Source organism: Jutongia hominis, from assembly GCF_014384965.1.
Classification (GTDB): domain Bacteria; phylum Bacillota; class Clostridia; order Lachnospirales; family Lachnospiraceae; genus Butyribacter; species Butyribacter hominis.
Window position 1 is genome coordinate 177,640 of the sequence record NZ_JACRSW010000031.1, and the last position, 21,091, is coordinate 198,730.

Consider the following 21,091-nt stretch of genomic DNA (forward strand, 5'->3'; position numbering starts at 1 on the left):
GAAAAAAAGCAATGCAATATTACCAATTTTCCAATAATATTGATTGCTTTTTTATGCAAAATTTACATATAATACACTGATCCAACACAATATCAGCAACGTTGACCTTATCTTCGCCAAAACTTTTTTCATATAACACATTATCGGCAGCATTGACTTTATCTGCATCAAAGCTGCTTTTTAATGTAACACTTCATCAACCACCCGGATCTCGTTCTTTAATTTGTGAACCATGCCGTTGCGTTCCACATAAATATAATATTCATCTTTTGGCAGATCTTCTAATGCAACAGCAAACGGGAATTTGATCTTGCCTGAGATCATATTCGAGTAATCCTGCACAAACGTGTGATTCTCACCGACAAAATAAATACGGTCCACATGGCTTGGCATAATATAACTCAGGAAAATATTTTCACAAAGATAAGCACTGCTGAAATTCTCACGTCCGACCGGTTTATCCGAAAGTGGCGGAAGTGTTCCATGAAATTCTGCAGGAGCAGATAATCTGCCAAAAATAACATTTTCCGTTACAGCAACCGGCTCACTAAACTGTTTGATATCCGGCTTAAACTGCCATACCTTGTTAAATAACTTAGCAAAATACAATTCTCTTTTTACTTCACCATTGGTACTGTCAATCTCTACTAATTTTGATTTCTTACCTTTAACACGCTTTTTCATGCAGCCTGCACAGGCAAGAATACGTTCCTGATCATCAGAATATAACGCACTGCCGGAACGCTGGTTCTTAACACAATCATGCACACATAAAGTCTGAAATTTCTTTGTCTGATCATCAATTTCAATCAATGCTATACCGGAATTTTCACTGTCTTTTTCCTGCAATTTGACCTCACCCATGCTGTGCTCTTCAAATATCAGGATCTTTTCTTTCTGCTGTGCAACATTCTTTGTGATCACTGTAACAGAGTCCGGTCTGCGGCAGATTTCTTCTGCATCTACATTTCCTTTCAGACAATAGTTTTCCAACTCGGTTCCTTCCCAGACCTCTTTTGGTGCAAGTATCCACCGGATTTTTCTACTCTTCCAATCCATTTTCAGAATTGTGTGTAATCGTTTCAATGTAATCAGTAATGATCCCTTCTGACAGCAAAGATGTGATATATTTGCCCAGTTTTCACAATCACGATATTTGTCTCCGATCACATCACAGAGGTTGCATTCTTTTAAAATACTTCCACTATTGATATCGAGTTCAATGATCTTATCTGCAATATGCTTTTCATCCGAAGAAGTAACAAGATAAAGCGAATTGCCTTTCTGTGCAACCGCACCCATAATCGGAAAATCCAGCAAAAACGTACGATATACCCTGCCCATATAATCCATCTCATGATAACGGCATGGAACAATCTGTCCTTTCACATTCATGCGGTTTGCGGTACGGTCTTCATACAGGAAGTGTCCATTTTCCAAGGGAATCATACCGATACTGTTTGTTCGAAGCTGTAAAGAATAACGGATTGCGCTGTTGCAATCAACGACCAACGGATTAAAAGATACACCATTTACTAATATAAACGGGAAATGGGTTGCATCTTCATATTTTGCTTCACCAACAACATCAATGATCTTTTTGGGTGTTTCCGATACATAGATACGCAGCATTCTCCTTTTGATCACATTACCTTTCTCGTCGATCATCTCTAATTCCACTTTATTGCTTCGTTCAAGATACAGCCCCATAACCGGCACACGGTGTCGTCTGGTATATTCTGTTTCACCGACAAAATCAGCTTCAGGTGTATCACCAAGCACACGATAACGTACCTTCGTCAGTTTCGAAGAATTAAACAGGATCAATGCCGACTGTTTGACTAAATCATACGGATTCGGTACAACCAGCAAATGTGCAAATGTATACATATGGCCGTCTAATATCTTTTCAAACGCATAGTCTCTAATCTGTGTTAAATATGCCTGCTGCGGTGCCTTTCGCAGTGGTGACATGATCTTTCTTCTTCCACTTGGAAAAACTTCCTTTTCATAAGTACGGTCTAATTTACGAAGATCGCTTTCGCTATAGGTTACTTTGGTACCTCTTTTTACATCTACAAACCATTTTCCAAATAATCCCATATATTTTCATGTACTTTTGTACATGCCTCCTTTTTGCTTGCTTTGTACTCTTGTCTGTTTCTTTTTTTGAAAGCATTGGTATCTGTTATTTTGTTATACCAGGCTCTTCTTTATGAATCTTGCATTTTTTATAATTTCATTGTAAGCTGAATTCTTTGTTTTTGCAGATCGACACTCATTACTTTTACATCGACCACATCGCCTACGCTGACAACTTCAAGCGGATGCTTGACAAATTTCTTATCCGATAACTGTGAAATATGAACCAGCCCGTCCTGATGCACTCCGATATCCACAAATGCACCAAAATCAATAACATTACGCACTGTTCCCTTTAAGATCATACCTTCTTTGAGGTCTTTCATCTCTAATACATCGGTACGAAGAATCGGTTTTGGCATTTCTTCACGCGGATCTCTTGCCGGCTTTTCTAATTCTTTTAAGATATCCGTCAATGTGATCTCACCAACGCCAAGTTCTGCTGCCATTTTCTTTTTATCTTTGACTTTCTTCATAATACCTAAAGAAGCTTTTGCCTCATCCCCGGTGTCTGCTGCCTGCTCAAAGGAAAGTTCTTTGTTTCCAAAAGCTTTTGCAAATGCAGCACCGAATGCCGTATTTGTATTGACTGCTTTGAATTCTTTCTTCTTTTCTTTTTTTACAGTTTTTTTCGTCGTTGTCTTCTTTTTTGCCTCGCTTTGCATCTTCTTTACATCATCCATTGTCATGCCAAGCTTATCAAGCAATGCATTGGCTGCGTCATAAGACTCCGGATGTACACTGGTTGCATCGAGTGCATTGTCTCCGTCTAAGATTCTCATGAAACCGGCACATTGTTCAAAGGCTTTTGGTCCAAGCTTGGGTACTTTTAAAAGCTGCCTGCGATTCTTAAACTTACCGTTTTCTTCACGAAATACGACAATATTTTTTGCGATCGCTTTTGATATGCCCGAAATATATTCTAATAAAGAAGCAGAAGCTGTATTTAAGTCAACACCGACTTTATTTACACAGTCTTCTACCACACCCGATAAGGTCTCTGAAAGTTTCTTCTGGTTCATATCATGCTGATACTGACCGACACCGATCGACTGCGGATCAATCTTTACTAATTCCGCTAACGGATCTTGCAAACGTCTTGCAATGGATACCGCACTTCTTTGTCCTACATCAAAATTCGGAAATTCCTCTGTAGCGAGTTTACTTGCCGAATAGACAGAAGCTCCTGCCTCATTTGTAATAATATATTGTACCGGTTTGTCAATCTCTTTTAGCATCTGTGCAATGATCTGCTCGGATTCTCTGGAAGCCGTACCGTTTCCTACCGAGATCAGACCGATATCATATTTTGCAATAAGCTGTTTGACTACTTTTTTAGACTCTTCAACCTTATTCTGTGGTGCTGTCGGAAAAATGACCGTAGTGTCAAGCACTTTGCCGGTTGCATCAACGACAGCCAGTTTACATCCGGTACGGAATGCCGGATCCCATCCAAGTACATTTTTGCCTGCGATCGGTGGCTGCATCAAAAGCTGTTCTAAGTTCTTACCAAAAACTTTGATCGCTCCATCTTCTGCTTTTTCTGTCAATTCATTACGGATCTCCCTCTCGATTGCCGGTGCGATCAGACGCTTGTAACTGTCTTCTAACGCTTCTGCTAAGAGCGGTTCTGTATATTCATTTTCCTTGGTTACAACATTTTTCTTTAAATATTGTAAAATGCGTTCTTCCGGTGCTTCCATCTTTACTACAAGGAATTTTTCTTTCTCACCGCGATTCAGAGCAAGCACACGATGTCCTGCCACTTTATTGATCTCTTCCTGATAATCATAGTACATTTCATAGACAGACTGTGCTTTTTCATCTTTGGCACCAGAAAGCAGTTTTCCTTCTTCAAAAGTCAGTTTACGGATATACATACGATATTCTGCATTATCAGAAATTTCTTCTGCAATGATATCTTTTGCACCATTGATCGCATCTTTGGCATTTTCTACTTCTTTTTCCTCGGAAATATATTTTTCCGCTTCATCTTCTACCGGTGTAGAGCATTCCTGTTCCAAGATGTATGCAGCCAGTCCGTCAAGTCCTTTTTCTTTGGCGATCGTTGCTCTGGTTCTCCTCTTTGGACGATACGGACGATACAGATCGTCTACTACAACTTGTGTTTCTGCTTTTGTAATCTTTTCTTTTAATTCGTCTGTCAGCTTGCCCTGCTCTTCAATGCTTGCAAGTACCTGTGCTTTCTTTTCTTCGAGATTACGAAGATACACCAGACGTTCGTGCAGATTACGAAGTTGTTCATCATTTAAGGAACCATGTGCTTCTTTACGGTAACGTGCGATAAAAGGGATTGTATTGCCTTCATCAATCAGCTTTACGGTAGCTTCTACCTGCCATAATTTTATATCTAATTCCTGCGCAATCTTCTTTAAAATATCCATATGCCTCTCCATTTCCAAACAATCTTTCACAAACTATTCCTGTCCTATCTGTCGAAACCAAAAATCACCCAATATGGCAGGAAGGCAGCTAACAAATGTAACTGCCTTCCTGTTTACGATATATTATTTTTTCGCGACAGCCTGATCTGAATTTGATCTGAAATATCAAAATCCATGCACAACACATACCTGCATGTGCATCTATTGATCTATCTTTTTCTTATTTCTCCAATGCAAATGCATCATGTACAGCCTGTGCTGCTACTTCTGTGTACTTCTGATCGATCAATACCGTAACACGGATCTCTGAAGTAGAGATCTGTCTGATATTTACACCTGCATCATAAAGAGCTTCAAACATCTTTGCAGCAACACCCGGATTTGACATCATACCGGCACCTACTACAGATACTTTTGCTACATCTTTTACGATTGCCATCTTTTCACACTTTAAACTTGTATCTGCATGACGCTTTAATGTTTCCATTGCTACATCAGACATGTCCTCTGTTACGGTAAAACAGATATCCTGTGTTCCGCCATGTTCTACAGACTGTAAGATCATATCTACATTAACCTGATGATTTGCAAGATGCTGGAACAGCTTAAAGGCAACGCCCGGTTTATTCTCAAGACCTTCTACTGCGATCTGTGCAACATTTTTATCTGTGGCAACTCCACTAACTAACATTTTCTCCATTTTACTTTCCTCCTTTACAACTGTTCCTTCTGTCGTATTTAAACTTGAACGTACTACTAACTGTACTCCGTATTTTTTAGCCATTTCTACGGAACGATTATGCAAAACGCCCGCACCAAGGCTTGCCAACTCAAGCATCTCATCATAAGTGATCTCATCTAATTTACGTGCATTTGATACTACACGGGGATCTGCGGTAAAGACACCATCTACATCGGTATAGATCTCACAGGCATCTGCATGAAGAGCCGCTGCCAATGCAACTGCTGTTGTATCAGAACCACCACGGCCTAATGTGGTAAGATCATCATATTTGCTGATTCCCTGGAATCCTGTGATCACAACAATACGACGATTGTCTAACTCAAATTTGATCCTTTCTGTATCAATCTTTTTGAGTCTGGCATTACCATAATCTGCTGTTGTATGCATTGCTACCTGAAAAGCATTCAATGATACCGCCGGCACTCCAAGAGAATCCATTGCCATTGCCATCAAAGCAACGGATGTCTGCTCACCTGTTGTCAAAAGCATATCTAATTCACGACGGGAAGCCTTCGGATTGATGTCTTTTGCCATATCCAAAAGTACATCTGTCTGCTTACCCATAGCAGAAAGTACAACGACAACCTGATTTCCTTTTTTATAATCTTCAATACAACGTTTTGCTACATTAAAGATTCTTTCTTTGTTGGCAACCGATGTGCCACCAAACTTCTTTACTACTAACATAGTATCCTCCTATCTATTTACTTTTCTAATAGTTTACTCATCAATGTGTATCCCTGTTCCACTACAACGCCACTCTTCTTGGCATCTGCTTCATTATACAAACCGTCAAACTTTTTGTCTACCCTGCTATCATATAACATATATGGCACAGGATCTGAAGTATGGGTACGGCAGGCGATCGGAGTCGGATGATCCGGCATTACAAGAATACGGAAATCTTCACCGGACTGTTCCATTTTCTCTACAACAGTAGAAAGCACTCTGTTATCCACATATTCGATTGCTTTGATCTTACGCTCTAAACTTCCCTGGTGTCCCATTTCATCCGGTGCTTCCATATGAATATATACAAAATCAAATCCATCTTCTAAAAGAGCTTTGACCGCTGCATCTGCTTTGCCTTCCCAGTTTGTCTCAAGAGTGCCGTCAGCACCCTCAACATCAATATTGGTCATTTCGGCACCTACTGCAATGCCTTTTAAAAGATCAACCGCAGAGATCATTGCACCCTTTTTATGGAATTTTCCTTCAAAGGAATCTAAGATCGGTTTTGTACCGGCTCCCCAGAACCAGATCGAATTAGCTTTATTCAAGCCTTTTTTCGCACGCTCTACATTCAGTGGATGATTGTTTAAGATATCATAACTGCGTTTCATCATTTCACGAAGTTTTGCATCCTGTGGAAGATATTGTCCAATCTTTTTGCCGAGGACATCATGCGGCGGTGTCAGTTCTACAACTTCACCCTTATCCCAAATCGTCAGGTGACGATAGCTTGTTCCTACATAATGCTGATAGATTTCATCATTCATTTCTTTCTGGATCGCTTCCATTAAAACAGCAGCATCTTTTGTTGATATCTCGCTTGAACTATGATCAATGATCGTCTTTTCTTCATAAGGAAGATCATCATCCGATACCGTTACGATATTACAACGGATCGCAATATCGGTATCTTTCATTGGAACACCGATACTTAATGCTTCCAGCGGAGAACGTCCTGTATAATATTTTTTTGGATCATATCCCAATACAGCTAAGTTTGCTGTATCACTGCCCGGTTTCATTCCTTCCGGGATCGTATGAGCCAATCCAATCTCTGATCTCTTAGCAAGAACATCCATCGTTGGTGTCTTTGCATATGCAAGAGGCGTCTTTCCTCCGATCTCGGCAATCGGTTCATCTGCCATGCCATCACCTAACACTACAATATACTTCATCTTTTCGTCCTTCTTTCCGAATATACTATGAATCTATGCATCAAAACGAATCTTATTGATAATCTCCATTTCTTTTGCTGCCTGTTCATAAACAGCTTCTGTGATCTCTTCTGTCACAAAACCAAATTCATCATCAAATCCCGCATCAACAGCTGTAATCTTACCAAATAATTTAGCTGCCTGCTCTTGTACCTCATCTTTTGTACCTTTTACACGGACAAAAAATTTAGACTTTACTTCATCCATTGGCATTAATGCTAGTTTTTCATGATCCCATAATGTTCTCATGTTGACATTGACATGCTTTGCTTCATCGATCACATCTGATACTACTGCACTTGCTGTAGCAAGCTTTCCGGCACCCTGACCATAGAACATAACATCGCCAACCATATTTCCTTTTACTAAAATTGCATTAAACACACCATCTACACTATATAACGGATGTTCTGATGTGATCAGCTTCGGAGCAACCATAGCAGAGACTTTGTCTCCTACTTTTTTGCTGGAACCAAAGATTTTGACTTTAGCACCGATCTTTTTTGCATAGCAGATATCCCGGTCTGTGATCTTTGTAATACCCTCTGTATAAATATCTTCAAAATCAAGCTGTTTGCCATATGCTAAAGAAGTAAGGATCGCAATCTTACGACACGCATCATATCCTTCTACATCCGCTGTCGGATCTTTTTCTGCATAACCTTTGTCCTGTGCATCCTTTAATACGGTATCAAATGCAGATCCGTTATTGGTCATCTCTGTCAGAATATAGTTTGTTGTACCATTTAAGATACCTGAAATTTCAAGGATCTCATCCGGCGCGAGCGAGATCTTTAACGGACGGATGATCGGAATACCGCCACCGACACTTGCTTCAAACAGGAAATTAACATTGTGCTCCTGAGCGATCTCTAACAATTCAGGTCCATATGCCGCAACAAGTGCTTTATTCGATGTGCTGACACTTTTGCCGCTTTCTAAAGATGCCTTTACAAATTCATAGGCAGGATGAACGCCACCCATTGTTTCAACAACAATCTGTACGTCCGGATCATTTTTGATCTCTTCAAAATCATGGACAATCATATCCTGAACCGGATCTCCCGGAAAATCTCTTAGGTCAAGGACAGATTTTACTCTGATCTCTTCGCCGGCTCTCTTTGTAATAAGATCTGCATTTTCCTTTAAAATCTCTACTACACCGGAACCAACGGTACCATAGCCTAATACACTAACGTTAATCATGTTTTCCTCCTTTTTCTGCCTGGCAGTCTTGTATTTTTATTTTGTGATCCATGCTAAATATGCATTGATAAACGGATCAATATTACCATCTAAAACATTCTGTACATTTCCGACTTCTGCATTCGTACGATGATCTTTTACCATCGTATACGGCTGCATAACATACGAGCGGATCTGGCTTCCCCAGCCAATTTCCTTTGACTCGCCACGAATGCCATTTGCTTTATCGATCTGTTCCTGCTGTTTGAGTATAAAAAGTTTTGCTTTTAACATCTGCATTGCTTTGTCTTTGTTCATATGCTGTGAACGCTCATTCTGACATTGTACGACAATTCCTGTAGGGAAATGTGTGATTCGGATAGCCGATGAAGTCTTATTGATATGCTGTCCGCCTGCACCGCTGGAACGATAGGTGTCAATACGGATATCGTCATCATTGATCTCTACATCCAGATCTTCTTCAATATCGGGCATAACATCACACGATACAAAGGATGTCTGACGTTTTCCTGCTGCATTAAATGGTGAAATACGCACCAGACGATGTACACCATGTTCTGACTTTAAATAGCCATATACATTCAGGCCGGATATCTGCAAAGTGACAGATTTGTAACCGGCTTCATCACCATCCAGAAAATCAAGCATTTCTACCTGAAATCCTTTTTTTTCTGCCCATCTTTGGTACATACGGCAAAGCATTGATGCCCAGTCACAACTCTCTGTTCCGCCGGCTCCTGCATGTAACGTCAGAATCGCATTATTCTTATCATATTCTCCACTTAGCAAAGTCTCTATACGAAGCTCTTCGAATTGCTGCTTAAATTCTTCAAGTGATTCTGCTACTTCTGATACGATATCCGTGTCGCCTTCTTCTTCACCGATCTCGATCAATGTAAGCATATCTTCTCTGTCGTTACACAAAGTTTCGTATCGTTCTATTGTTGTCTTTAGTTTCTTACATTCTTGTACTACTGCTGTCGAATGGTCCGGATTATCCCAAAAACCCGGTTCTTCCATTGTTTTCTCTAATTCTTCAACCCTGTCTTTTTTATTAGCAAGGTCAAAGTGAGTTCCCCATTTCAAGCAGTGGCTGTTCGTAATTTGATAATTCCATCTTCATGTTATCAAATTCTACCATCAACTCACCTCTTTCTATTCGGATCGTTTCTGATCCTTTGTGCTGTGTTTTAAAATTTCTTTCCACAGCACATTTTATATTTCTTTCCACTTCCACATGGGCATGGATCGTTTGGCTGAATCTTCTTGCCTTCTCTTTTCTTTGGTGTGGCAACTGCAGAATCATCTTTGTTTGTTCCGGTTACCTGCGCAACCTGTTCACGCTCTACTTTCTGTTCGATCTGAACATGCATCATCGCTTTAACGGTTTCTTCTGAAATCGCATCGATCATTGCATCAAACATTTCAAATCCGGCAAATTTATATTCTACTACCGGATCTCTCTGACCAAATGCCTGTAAACCGATTCCCTGACGAAGCTGATCCATATCATCAATGTGATCCATCCATTTGTGATCGATGACTTTCAATAAAATGATACGTTCTACTTCACGGATCTGATCAGGATCAGGGAATTCTGCTTCTTTTTCTTCATAAACTTTGACAGCTTCTTCTTTTAATTGCTGTAAAAGTTCATCTTTCTTCATATGCTTGATCTGTTCTTCTGTCAATACGATCTTCTTCATCGGAATGATCGGACGAAGTACATTATTCAACTCTGCAAGATCCCAATCTTCCGGAAGTGCATCATCATTGATGATCGAATTCACATAATGCTCTACCACATCCGTGATCATCTTGTAGATCGTATCGCGCATGCTCTCGCCATCGAGTACCTGACGACGCTCTTTATAGATTACTTCACGCTGCTCGTTGTTGACACGGTCAAATTCAAGCAGGTTCTTTCTGATACCAAAGTTATTACCTTCGATCTTCTTTTGTGCACCTTCGATCGCATTCGAAAGCATCTTATGTTCGATCTGCTCTCCCTCCGGCATTGCTTCAAACAGCCCCATCAAACGTTCTGATCCAAACAGACGCATCAGATCATCTTCGAGAGAAATATAAAATCTTGATTCACCCGGATCACCCTGACGACCGGCACGACCACGTAACTGGTTATCAATACGACGTGATTCATGACGTTCGGTACCAATGATCTTTAATCCTCCAAGTTCCTTTACGCCTTCACCAAGCTTGATATCGGTACCACGACCTGCCATATTTGTTGCGATCGTTACAGCACCCTTCTGTCCGGCATCTGCAATGATCTCTGCTTCTAATTCATGGAATTTCGCATTTAAGACCTTATGCGGAATTCCTTTCTTTTGTAACTTTTTGCTCAGATATTCAGAAGTATCGATCGCAATCGTACCGACTAAGACTGGCTGTCCTTTTTCATGGGCTTGTGCAATGTCTTCTACAACGGCATTGAATTTTTCTTCTTTTGTCTTATAAACCACATCATTATAATCAATTCGTGCGATCGGAAGGTTGGTTGGAACTTCCACTACGTCCATACCATAGATCTCACGGAATTCCTTTTCCTCTGTCAGAGCAGTACCGGTCATACCTGACTTCTTTGCATATTTATTAAAGAAGTTCTGGAATGTGATCGTAGCTAATGTCTTACTCTCTCTCTTTACTTTTACATGCTCTTTTGCCTCGATCGCCTGATGCAATCCATCAGAGAAACGACGACCCGGCATGATACGGCCTGTAAATTCATCAACGATCAGGACTTCATCATCTTTGACAACATAATCTTTATCCTTAAACATCAATGAATGTGCGCGAAGTGCAAGGTTGATATTATGCTGTAATTCCAGATTATCAGGATCAGCAAGATTGTCTACCTGGAAGAAACGTTCTGCCTTGCGGACACCTTCTTCTGTAAGGTTTACATTCTTATCTTTCTCATCTACAACATAATCACCTGTTTCTTCCTCTTCTTCATTCATCAGAATATCCATTTTAGATAATTCTTTTGCCGTACCTCTTGTCAACTGTTTCACAAAGATATCACAGGCTTCATATAGCTTCGTTGACTTCCCGCTCTGTCCTGAAATGATCAATGGTGTTCTTGCTTCATCAATTAAAACAGAGTCGACCTCATCGATGATCGCATAATGTAATTCTCTTTGTACTAATTCTTCTTTATATACAACCATATTATCACGCAGATAATCGAAACCTAATTCATTGTTTGTCGCATATGTAATATCGCAATTATAGGCTGCTCTTCTTTCATCGTTATCAAGATTATTTAGGATTACACCAACGGTCAGACCGAGGAATTCATGTACTTTACCCATCCACTCAGCATCACGTTTTGCCAGATAATCATTGACGGTAACGATATGAACACCTTTTCCTTCCAATGCATTCAGATAAGCAGGAAGTGTCGATACCAACGTTTTACCTTCACCGGTACGCATCTCTGTAATACGTCCCTGATGTAAGATCACACCACCAATCAACTGTACATGATAATGACGCATACCGAGTACACGGGTTGCTGCTTCACGTACGGTAGCATATGCTTCCGGCAAAATATCATCCAATGTCTCTCCATTGGCAAGACGTTCCTTAAACTCCGGTGTCTTTGCCTGTAACTCTTCATCGGTCATCTTTTCAAATTCCGGTGCTAACGCTTCAATCTTATCCACGATTGGCAAAATTCTTTTTACTTCATGCTGACTATGTGTTCCAAATATCTTGCTAAATAAACTCATATATTTCGCTCCTATCCACCTGCTTGCTCCCAATCAAAAGGAATACTCCTTTTTATTTTCAAGACTGCAGGCAAGTAATCTGTCTTCTTCTCTTTTTAAAGAGGGTTTGAAAATACCAAACCAATCTAAAGTATAGCATTAAATGATTTTCAAAGCAACTCTTTTATCTCCCTGCTTTTTCTACATTTTTCAACGCTATGAATGCTTTTTTATAAGCATCTTCTTAAATACGCTATATAAAGCGGATATTATTTTACAAATTTATATGTATTAATGAAAAAGCGCAAAGCCGGCACGTTGCACTACAAGAATTGCTAAAGCAATTCTTGTTGATGTACCTCTACTATATGAGCAATTTCCTATTCCATAAAAAAGTGCAAAACCAGCGCTTTGCTATGTGTACCACCACTGTACGAGCAATTTCCTATTCCATAAAAAAGTGCAAAGCCGGCGCGTTGCACTACAAGAATTGCTAAAGCAATTCTTGTTGATGTACCTCTACTATATGAGCAGTTTCCTATTCCACGAAAAAGCGCAAAGCCTGCGCTTTGCTATGTGTACCACCACTGTACGAGCAGTTTCCTATTCCATGAAAAAACAGCTTTATCCAAAATGCTCTGCCTGTATTGCACTTTGTATAAAGCTGTCTGTCTTTTCTGTCTCTGTATCTCTATCCTTCAGCAAACAGTTACCAATGATATGGGAACTTTGCCACTCCAATGCAGTTGCCGCTATATTAGCTGACTGTCTCAAACTGGCTCTGATACAGATCCGCGTAGAATCCGCCTTTTTCCAAAAGCTCTCCGTGTCTGCCCTGCTCAATAATATCTCCATCTTTCATAACAAGGATACAGTCTGCATCACGGATCGTTGACAAACGATGAGCGATCACAAAGCTGGTTCTTCCTTCCATCAGATGGTCCATTGCTTTCTGAATACGAGCTTCGGTATAAGTATCAACAGATGAAGTCGCCTCATCTAAGATCATGATCGGATTATTTGCCAGAATGGCTCTTGCGATGGTCAAAAGCTGCTTTTGTCCCTGAGAAACGTTGCTTGCTTCTTCGTTTAATTCCATCCGGTAACCTCCAGGCAATGCTTTGATAAAGCTGTGTGCATGCGCGGCTTTGGCTGCTGCTATTACTTCTTCATCTGTCGCATCCAAACGGCCATAACGGATATTTTCCATGATCGTTCCTTTAAACAGCCATGTATCCTGTAAAACCATTCCCATTGCATTTCTAAGATCGCGTCTGTTGAAATCACGGATATCATGACCATCCAGACGGATCGAACCGCTGTTGACATCATAAAAACGCATCAAAAGTTTTACAAGCGTTGTCTTACCTGCACCGGTCGGTCCTACGATTGCTATCTTTCGTCCGGCTTTTACATTGGCACTAAAATCATGAATGATCACCTGATTTTCCTGATATCCAAAAGAAATATGGTCAAAGTCAACATTTCCCTGAATATGCTCTTCTTTGACAGGATCTTCGATCACCTGTACCTCTTCTTCCTCGTCTAAGAATTCAAAAACACGCTCTGCCGCTGCTGCCATAGACTGTAACATATTCATAACCTGAGCGATTTGCTGGATCGGCTGCGTAAACTGCTTTACATATTGGATAAATGCCTGGATATCACCAACCTGGATCGTTCCCTGTATCGTTAAAAAGCCACCGGCAATAGCAACCCCGGCATAGCCTAAGTTTCCGACAAATGCCATGATCGGCATCATCATGCCGGATAAAAACTGTGACTTCCATGCAGAATCATAAAGCACTTCATTCGTGTTATGGAATTCTTCGACTTCTTTCTTTTCTTTATTAAATGCTTTTACAACATTATGTCCGCCATATGTCTCTTCAATCTTACCATTGATATGACCAAGATATTCCTGCTGTGTTTTAAAATATTTCTGTGATTTTTTCACAACAATACTGATCAATGCAATGGAGATCGGAAGTATAACCAAGGCGATCAATGTCATTAAAGGACTGATTGAAAGCATCATGATCAAGACACCGATCAGCGTTGCAATTGATGTGATCAACTGCGTCACACTCTGATTCAAACTGATACCAAGCGTATCGACATCATTGGTAATCCTTGATAAGACTTCACCGTTTGTTCTGCTTTCAAAATATTTCATAGGCATACGATTGATCTTTTCGGATATTTCTTTTCGCATCCGGTAACAGATCTTTTGTGTGATGCCGGTCATGATCCAGCCTTGTATCAGGCTAAACAAAGTACTGCATCCATACAGGCACATTACACCGACTAAGATCCAGCCGATCTTTGAAAAATCAATACCGCCACTGCCCTGTATTTTTCGCATCAGGCCTTTGGAAAGTTCTGTTGTTGCACGTCCTAATGTTTTAGGTCCTAATACATTAAAGACCGTAGACCCTACAGCAAACAACATAACAACTACAATTCCGATCTTATAACTGCCAATATACGCAAGTAATTTACCGATCGTTCCTTTGAAATCTTTCGCTTTTTCCGTCGCACCCATGCCACGCATCGGACCATGACCTCTTCGCATATTCGTTCTGGATTCACTCATATTACATAACCTCCTTTCCCTGTGCTTTTAATTTGGCAATATCCGCTTCTGAAAGTTGGGATTCTGCAATCTCACGATATACGGCACAGTGATCAAAAAGTTCCTGATGTGTTCCGATTCCGGCTACTTTTCCCTCGTCTAAGACAATGATCTGCTCTGCATGTAAGATTGTACTGATACGCTGTGCAACAATGATAACAGCTGCTTCTTTTGTTTTCTTAGAAAGCTCCCGTCGTAAGATGGCATCTGTTTTATAATCAAGTGCCGAAAAACTGTCATCAAAAATGTAGATCTTAGGATCTTTGACGATTGCTCTTGCAATCGAGAATCTCTGCTTCTGGCCACCTGAAACATTACTTCCTCCCTGTGCGATCGCACTGTCTAATCCATCTTTCTTTCCGTCAATGATCTCTTTTGCCTGTGCAATACGGGCTGCGTCCATAACCTGCTCTTTTGTTGCATCTTCTTTTCCATATCGTAAATTTGAAGCAATCGTTCCCGAGAACAGAACACCTTTTTGCGGAACATAACCGATTGCTTCACGCAGGCTTTCCTGCGACATTTCCCTGATATCGGTACCATCTACCATAACTTTACCTTTTGTCACATCAAAGAATCTTGGAATCAGATTGACTAATGTAGTCTTACCGCTTCCGGTACCACCGATGATCGCTGTTGTCTGACCGGTCTTTGCTACAAAAGAAATATCTTCTAACACATTTTCTTTTGCGCCCGGATAAGCAAACGATACATGTTCAAAGGCTACTTCTCCGTTAGCAACAGAATTTGCTTTCGTATCCGGTTTGTCCTCAATACTGACTTTTGTATTTAATACTTCATCGATTCGTTCTGCTGATACCGAAGCTCTCGGAAGCATTACGGAAAACATCGTAATCATCAAAAACGCCATAACAATCTGCATAGAATACGTAATAAATGCAGTCATGGTACCAACCTGAATGGTTCCTGTATTGATCTTATCTGTAGAAACCCATACGATCAGAATGGACACACCGTACATGATAAACATCATAAGTGGCATCATAAATGTCATAACACGGTTTGTAAAAAGCATATTCTTTGTCAGTGCAACATTGGCATCGTCAAAACGTTCTTCTTCTTTCTTTTCTCTTCCAAATGCACGGATAACAGGCAATCCTGTTAAAATCTCTCTGGCAACCAGATTGATCCTATCTACCAAAATCTGCATTTTCTTAAAGCGTGGCATAGCAACCCCCATTAATACCATGACAACTGCAACCAGTGTGATCACGGCAACCACGATGATCCATTCCATTCCGGACCTGGTACTAAGTACTTTGAAGATTCCACCGATTCCTATGATCGGTGCGTATAGGATCATTCGCAAAACCATAGTTTCTACCATCTGGATCTGCTGGATATCATTTGTGCTTCTGGTGATCAGAGAAGCCGTTGAGAACTGGTTCATCTCAGCATCGGAAAATGACATGACTTTTTCATACATTTTTCCTCGAAGCTCTTTACCAATACCGGCACCCACTCTGGCAGAGAAAAAACCTGCCAAGATTGCGGAAGCTGCCATCAAAAATGCCATACAAAGCATCTTTGCTCCTGCGATCCATAAATATCCTGTCTGTCTTGCATCAATATCGATCCCTGTTTTCTTTTCTTCGGCAATCGTTGAAGTGATCGCTGTTGATCTGACCATTGACTCGCCTAAGGTATCAAACTTCTTTTCCATTTTGCTGCGCATCGTAAGAAGTATCTTTTGATCCATTGTTCCACTGTTTATCATAGCAGCAAAGACCGGACGTTCGTCAATGTATTCAACTTTTACTTTCTTTCCGCTTTTCTTTACGGTCTTTGTCGTCACCTGATAAGGAATCCCCAGTTTAGCAAACATTCCTTTGACCTGCTCTTCCTGTAACGAACCTTTTGGAAGCTTTTGCTGCTGTTCTAATTGCTCAAAAAAACTGCTCTTTTCTACAGAACTTAATTGTGCGTTTGCAATAAAAGCAACTGCTAGCTGATCATCAAGCTTTTCTAACGTATCTTTCTTCAGATCTTTTCTTACATAATATTTTCCGTCTTTTTTATACGCTTTTTGAAAATCCTTTTGCTCCGACGATTTCATAAAAAGCTGTACATATTGGTATTCTTCTGTTCTGATCTTTTCGGGAAGTACATGTTCTACTCCTTTGTTCTGAATACCGGTATCAATAATATCTGACGTGTACTGCGGCAGTGACAGGTCACAAAACGCCTGCACTAAAAGCAATACAATGATAATTCCTACTGTCGGCAGATATTTTTTCAAATATTGAAATATTCGTAACATCTTTTTCCTCCTGTTTTTAATTATTTTCTGTATTCATATCATTCATTACTTCTTTTGATACTTCATAAAATTCATTCATAAAATCAATGATCTGACCAAGCTTTTCTTCTCCAAACCGTTTAACGATCTGATCTGTGTAAGCAGCAAGTACAATACGGCCTTCTTTGACTTTCTCTTTACCAAATTCGGTCAACGTAACCTGCACATTTCTCTTATCCTGCTGATCCATACTGCGTGTGATCATATCCTTCTTTTCTAAGCCACGAAGAATCTTTGAGATCATCGGCGGTGTACATTGCATCATTTCAGCTAAACACCTGACACCGGGATGTTTCATGGCATCGTTTTCTAAAACTTTTTCCACCTGTACTTCATAAAGAGAATTCATGATGATCCATTCGTTCTGATTGAAATTATCCTGAATCGAATCTAACTTGATCTGATGGATCTTCTTCTCACAAATCAGCATTTGTCGAAACAAATTATTCAAATCACTTCCTCCTTCCACAAAGATTCCCTACGATATCTGCCAGTCAAAGACATTTTTATGTCCCGGTATTATAGCATTTTTCTATCTGACAACATACCAGAGTTATGCCTGCTTTTTTATTTATGTTATCTTTTAGAGCATTGTCTCGTCAGATAAGAATAACTATGTTTTTTTGCTTTTTTGCCCTGATTATGGGCGCTCTCATCTGATATAGGGGCAAGGCCAGTCCTGATGTATATTGCTGTTGGGACTCTCTAAGCCCGTCGCCACTTGCACATTAAAAGGAGTTTTTATCTTTTAATGTGCTATGTGTACGCTACGTGGCTTTGCGAAGCGGAAGCGTGTCCTACACAGCAATGTTACTCAGGCTGAGTCGCCCCTATAGTTATGACCCGCGCCCAATCAGCAAAAAGGCTAAAAAAACAGTTATTCTAATCAGACGGCATGCCTATCTAAAAGATAAAATAAATAAAAAAGCAGACACAAATCTAATCCATTGTCAGATAGAAAAATGCTATGATATGCTTACATTAAAATGTTTTTGACTGGCAGATATCCGATATACACTATATGAACCAAATTAATTATTAACCTGGTTAACCATTTGGTGTAGTTGCTATGCTAGCACTCTTTTCTTGATGTTGCAATACTTTTTTTGAGTTTTAAGACTTTAGATATATTGTTAAGGTTATGTTATGAAAAAACAGAGAAAATTTCAGTTCCCTCATTCTTGCCAAAGAAACAAAAAGATATCAAAACAAAGCAATCTGTTTTATTTGGCATTTTCAGTATGAGCAATACTTACCCAAAAAACAGGTTCTTTGTCCGATATCTTTTACATAAATGAAGTTATTGTTATCTGTGTTACTATTTATTCATATAACGAATGATGCAGCTAAATATGGCTGACCATATTTTCATCTGATCATATAATGAGTTTGCTATATGGCTAATTAGTTGTATGGCAATTCTCGATCTGCCAATCGATCGGTTCTACGCCATTGTCCTGTAAAAATTGATTTGCCTGACTAAAGTGTTTGCAGCCAAAAAAACCACGATATGCTGAAAGCGGACTTGGATGTGGTGCCTTTAAGATTAAGTGCTTTGGATTAGTCAGCATTGGTATCTTAGACTGTGCCGGTCTTCCCCACAACATATAAACAATCGGGCGATCCTGCGCATTGATTGCCTGAATCACCGCATCCGTAAATTGCTCCCATCCCTTTCCCTGATGAGAATTCGCCTGATGTGCACGTACCGTCAATACCGTGTTTAACAAAAGCACACCCTGATCAGCCCATTTTTTCAAATAGCCATTATCCGGGATGTAACATCCTAAATCACTTTGCAATTCTTTGTAAATATTTTGCAAAGAAGGCGGGATTTCTTTTTGATCCTGCGGAACAGAAAAACTCAAGCCATGTGCCTGATGCACATTATGATAGGGATCCTGCCCTAAGATCAATACTTTTACTTTTGATAATGGTGTGAAATGAAATGCATTAAAAATATCATCTGACGGCGGATATACTACAACCTTACTGTATTCATCTTTTACAAATTCAAACAAATCCCTGTAATATGTTTTTGAAAATTCCGGTTGGATCGCATCCAGCCAGTCATTTGTGATCATTGCCATTTTTATGTACTCCTTTACCTGCCTTACTCTTACAAACGTACACTAATTCCCTGCTCCCGCAAATATTCTTTCACTTCGCGGATCTCTAACTCTTTATAATGGAATAACGATGCTGCTAATACCGCATCTGCATTTCCTTTTGTAAATGCATCTTTAAAATGCTCTAACTTACCCGCTCCACCGGATGCAATAACCGGGATCGACACGTTATCGGATACGATCTTTGTCAATTCAATATCATAACCATCCTTCGTACCATCACAGTCCATGCTTGTCAAAAGGATTTCGCCGGCACCGAGTTCACAGGCTTTCATTGCCCATTCTACCGCATCAATCCCCATATCAACACGTCCACCGTTTTTATAAATGTTCCAGCCGCTTCCATCTGCCCGTCTTTTTGCATCAATCGCAACAACAACACATTGGCTTCCGAATTTCATTGCGGCTTCCGAGATCAGTTCCGGATTAAGGATTGCGGCTGAGTTTACCGATACTTTATCTGCCCCCTCACGCAATACCATTTTAAAATCATCAATCGTGCGGATTCCACCGCCCACCGTAAATGGAATAAAAACTGTTTCTGCCACACGACGAACCATATCTAACTTTGTTGCTCTGGCATCCGAAGATGCTGTAATATCCAGGAAAACAAGTTCATCCGCTCCGGCTTTTCCATAAGCAGCTCCTACACTGACCGGATCTCCGGCATCTTTTAAATCCACAAAATTAACACCTTTTACAACACGTCCGTTATTTACATCCAAACATGGTATAATTCTCTTTGTATACATGTGTTCCTCCATTTTCTAAATACATGCATTCCAGTTTTTGCATTCTATTTGTTCTTTTCGTTAAGGATATGCATTTTTGTTCCTACAAAGCTGTCTGTTCTTCTTTTAGTCTAATTCACAAAAATTCTTAAGGATCTGTAAGCCGACATCACCACTTTTTTCAGGATGAAACTGGCATGCAAAGATATTGTCATGCTCTACGGATGCATGCACCTGTGTAATATATTCTGTCGTCGCAGCCACATCATCCGGATCAGCCGCCTGAAGATAATACGAATGCACAAAATACACATACGGATTTGTACCGATCCCCTGTAAAATCTTAGCTCCCTTTTTGATCTCTATGGAATTCCAACCCATATGCGGGATCTTATATCCTTCTTTTTCCGGAAATCGTACGATCTTACCCGGTAAAAGTCCCAGGCCTTTTACTCCCGGACCTTCTTCACTGCTTTCAAACATAAGCTGCAGCCCAAGACAGATTCCCAAAAACGGAGTTTTCTTATCTACAACCTGATGGATCACATCTATCAGATCATATTTCTGTAATTTTTCCATAGCATCTGCAAAAGCACCTACTCCGGGTAAGATCACTTTATCTGCTTCTAAGATTTCCTTTGCATTTCTTGTAATCTTGCAATCCTGTCCTAAATGCTGTAGTGCTTTTTCTACACTTTTTAAGTTACCGGCATCATAATCGATTATCGCTATCATTGTTGTATATCACCTCTGCTGTCGTTGTTTTGTATGGTAAAAGTGTACCACATACGGGGAGGGTTGTCGATATGGTTATTCCTATTATCTCTTTACTTTTGTTTCTATAATACAAGACCAACTCTAATGCTTTTTCCTTCTCTCTTCATCCAGTATTTATTGTATTCGACAATAACGCTCAAAAAGCTTCCAAAAACTATACACTATATACTTTCATACGATATAACTATTATAAAAAACACAAAGCATTCCTATAGAGAATGAAATTTGAAAAAAATAAAATCTCCCCGTAAGATGTATATGAGTTTGGCGACTTAATACATCGAAGTACAAAGGAGATTTTATAACATGAGTAAAAGAAAC

The 21,091-nt window shown here is 39.9% G+C and carries 14 protein-coding genes; all 14 read right to left on the bottom strand.

Going from position 1 to position 21,091, the window contains the following annotated elements; translation table 11 throughout:
- Positions 1 to 180 precede the first annotated feature (180 nt).
- Positions 181 to 2,103, bottom strand: coding sequence for an aryl-sulfate sulfotransferase (locus tag H8700_RS08825; RefSeq protein ID WP_249305186.1), 1,923 nt, complete (start codon positions 2,101 to 2,103; stop codon positions 181 to 183).
- Positions 2,104 to 2,231: 128 nt separating this feature from the next.
- Positions 2,232 to 4,547 (bottom strand): Tex family protein, encoded by a 2,316-nt coding sequence (locus tag H8700_RS08830; RefSeq protein ID WP_249305188.1) that lies wholly within the window; start codon positions 4,545 to 4,547, stop codon positions 2,232 to 2,234.
- Positions 4,548 to 4,767: 220 nt separating this feature from the next.
- Positions 4,768 to 5,979 (bottom strand): aspartate kinase, encoded by a 1,212-nt coding sequence (locus H8700_RS08835; protein WP_022141638.1) that lies wholly within the window; start codon positions 5,977 to 5,979, stop codon positions 4,768 to 4,770.
- A gap of 17 nt (positions 5,980 to 5,996) precedes the next feature.
- Entirely contained in the window at positions 5,997 to 7,199 is a 1,203-nt protein-coding gene (locus H8700_RS08840; protein ID WP_249305190.1) for a cofactor-independent phosphoglycerate mutase, read from the bottom strand.
- Positions 7,200 to 7,232: 33 nt separating this feature from the next.
- Entirely contained in the window at positions 7,233 to 8,444 is a 1,212-nt protein-coding gene (locus H8700_RS08845; protein ID WP_022141636.1) for a homoserine dehydrogenase, read from the bottom strand.
- 36 nt (positions 8,445 to 8,480) lie between these two features.
- A protein-coding gene (prfB, locus tag H8700_RS08850) for a peptide chain release factor 2 (RefSeq protein WP_249305193.1) occupies positions 8,481 to 9,585 on the bottom strand; the annotation gives its coding sequence in 2 pieces (ribosomal slippage) (positions 8,481 to 9,509 and positions 9,511 to 9,585; 1,104 coding nt in all).
- 49 nt (positions 9,586 to 9,634) lie between these two features.
- Positions 9,635 to 12,199 carry a preprotein translocase subunit SecA gene (gene secA / locus H8700_RS08855; RefSeq protein WP_249305195.1) on the bottom strand — a complete coding sequence of 855 codons (2,565 nt, stop codon included), beginning with the start codon at positions 12,197 to 12,199 and terminating at the stop codon, positions 9,635 to 9,637.
- A gap of 603 nt (positions 12,200 to 12,802) precedes the next feature.
- Positions 12,803 to 12,952: a hypothetical protein gene (locus tag H8700_RS08860; protein WP_249305197.1), complete on the bottom strand. Its 150-nt coding sequence runs from the start codon at positions 12,950 to 12,952 to the stop codon at positions 12,803 to 12,805.
- Entirely contained in the window at positions 12,936 to 14,774 is a 1,839-nt protein-coding gene (locus H8700_RS08865) for an ABC transporter ATP-binding protein (protein WP_249305199.1), read from the bottom strand. Before H8700_RS08865 ends, H8700_RS08860 begins: the two co-directional genes overlap by 17 nt.
- A 1-nt stretch (position 14,775) precedes the next feature.
- Positions 14,776 to 17,094 carry an ABC transporter ATP-binding protein gene (locus H8700_RS08870; protein WP_249305201.1) on the bottom strand — a complete coding sequence of 773 codons (2,319 nt, stop codon included), beginning with the start codon at positions 17,092 to 17,094 and terminating at the stop codon, positions 14,776 to 14,778.
- 16 nt (positions 17,095 to 17,110) lie between these two features.
- Positions 17,111 to 17,584, bottom strand: coding sequence for a MarR family winged helix-turn-helix transcriptional regulator (locus tag H8700_RS08875; RefSeq protein ID WP_249305203.1), 474 nt, complete (start codon positions 17,582 to 17,584; stop codon positions 17,111 to 17,113).
- 949 nt (positions 17,585 to 18,533) lie between these two features.
- Complete coding sequence (locus H8700_RS08880) at positions 18,534 to 19,223, bottom strand: uracil-DNA glycosylase (protein WP_022141128.1); 690 nt, start codon at positions 19,221 to 19,223, stop codon at positions 18,534 to 18,536.
- A 29-nt stretch (positions 19,224 to 19,252) separates the two neighbouring features.
- A complete protein-coding gene (gene hisF, locus H8700_RS08885; RefSeq protein ID WP_249305206.1) occupies positions 19,253 to 20,014 on the bottom strand; it encodes an imidazole glycerol phosphate synthase subunit HisF in 762 nt (253 codons plus the stop codon).
- A gap of 105 nt (positions 20,015 to 20,119) precedes the next feature.
- Complete coding sequence (gene hisH / locus H8700_RS08890; RefSeq protein ID WP_249305209.1) at positions 20,120 to 20,728, bottom strand: imidazole glycerol phosphate synthase subunit HisH; 609 nt, start codon at positions 20,726 to 20,728, stop codon at positions 20,120 to 20,122.
- Between the last annotated feature and the right edge of the window lie 363 nt (positions 20,729 to 21,091).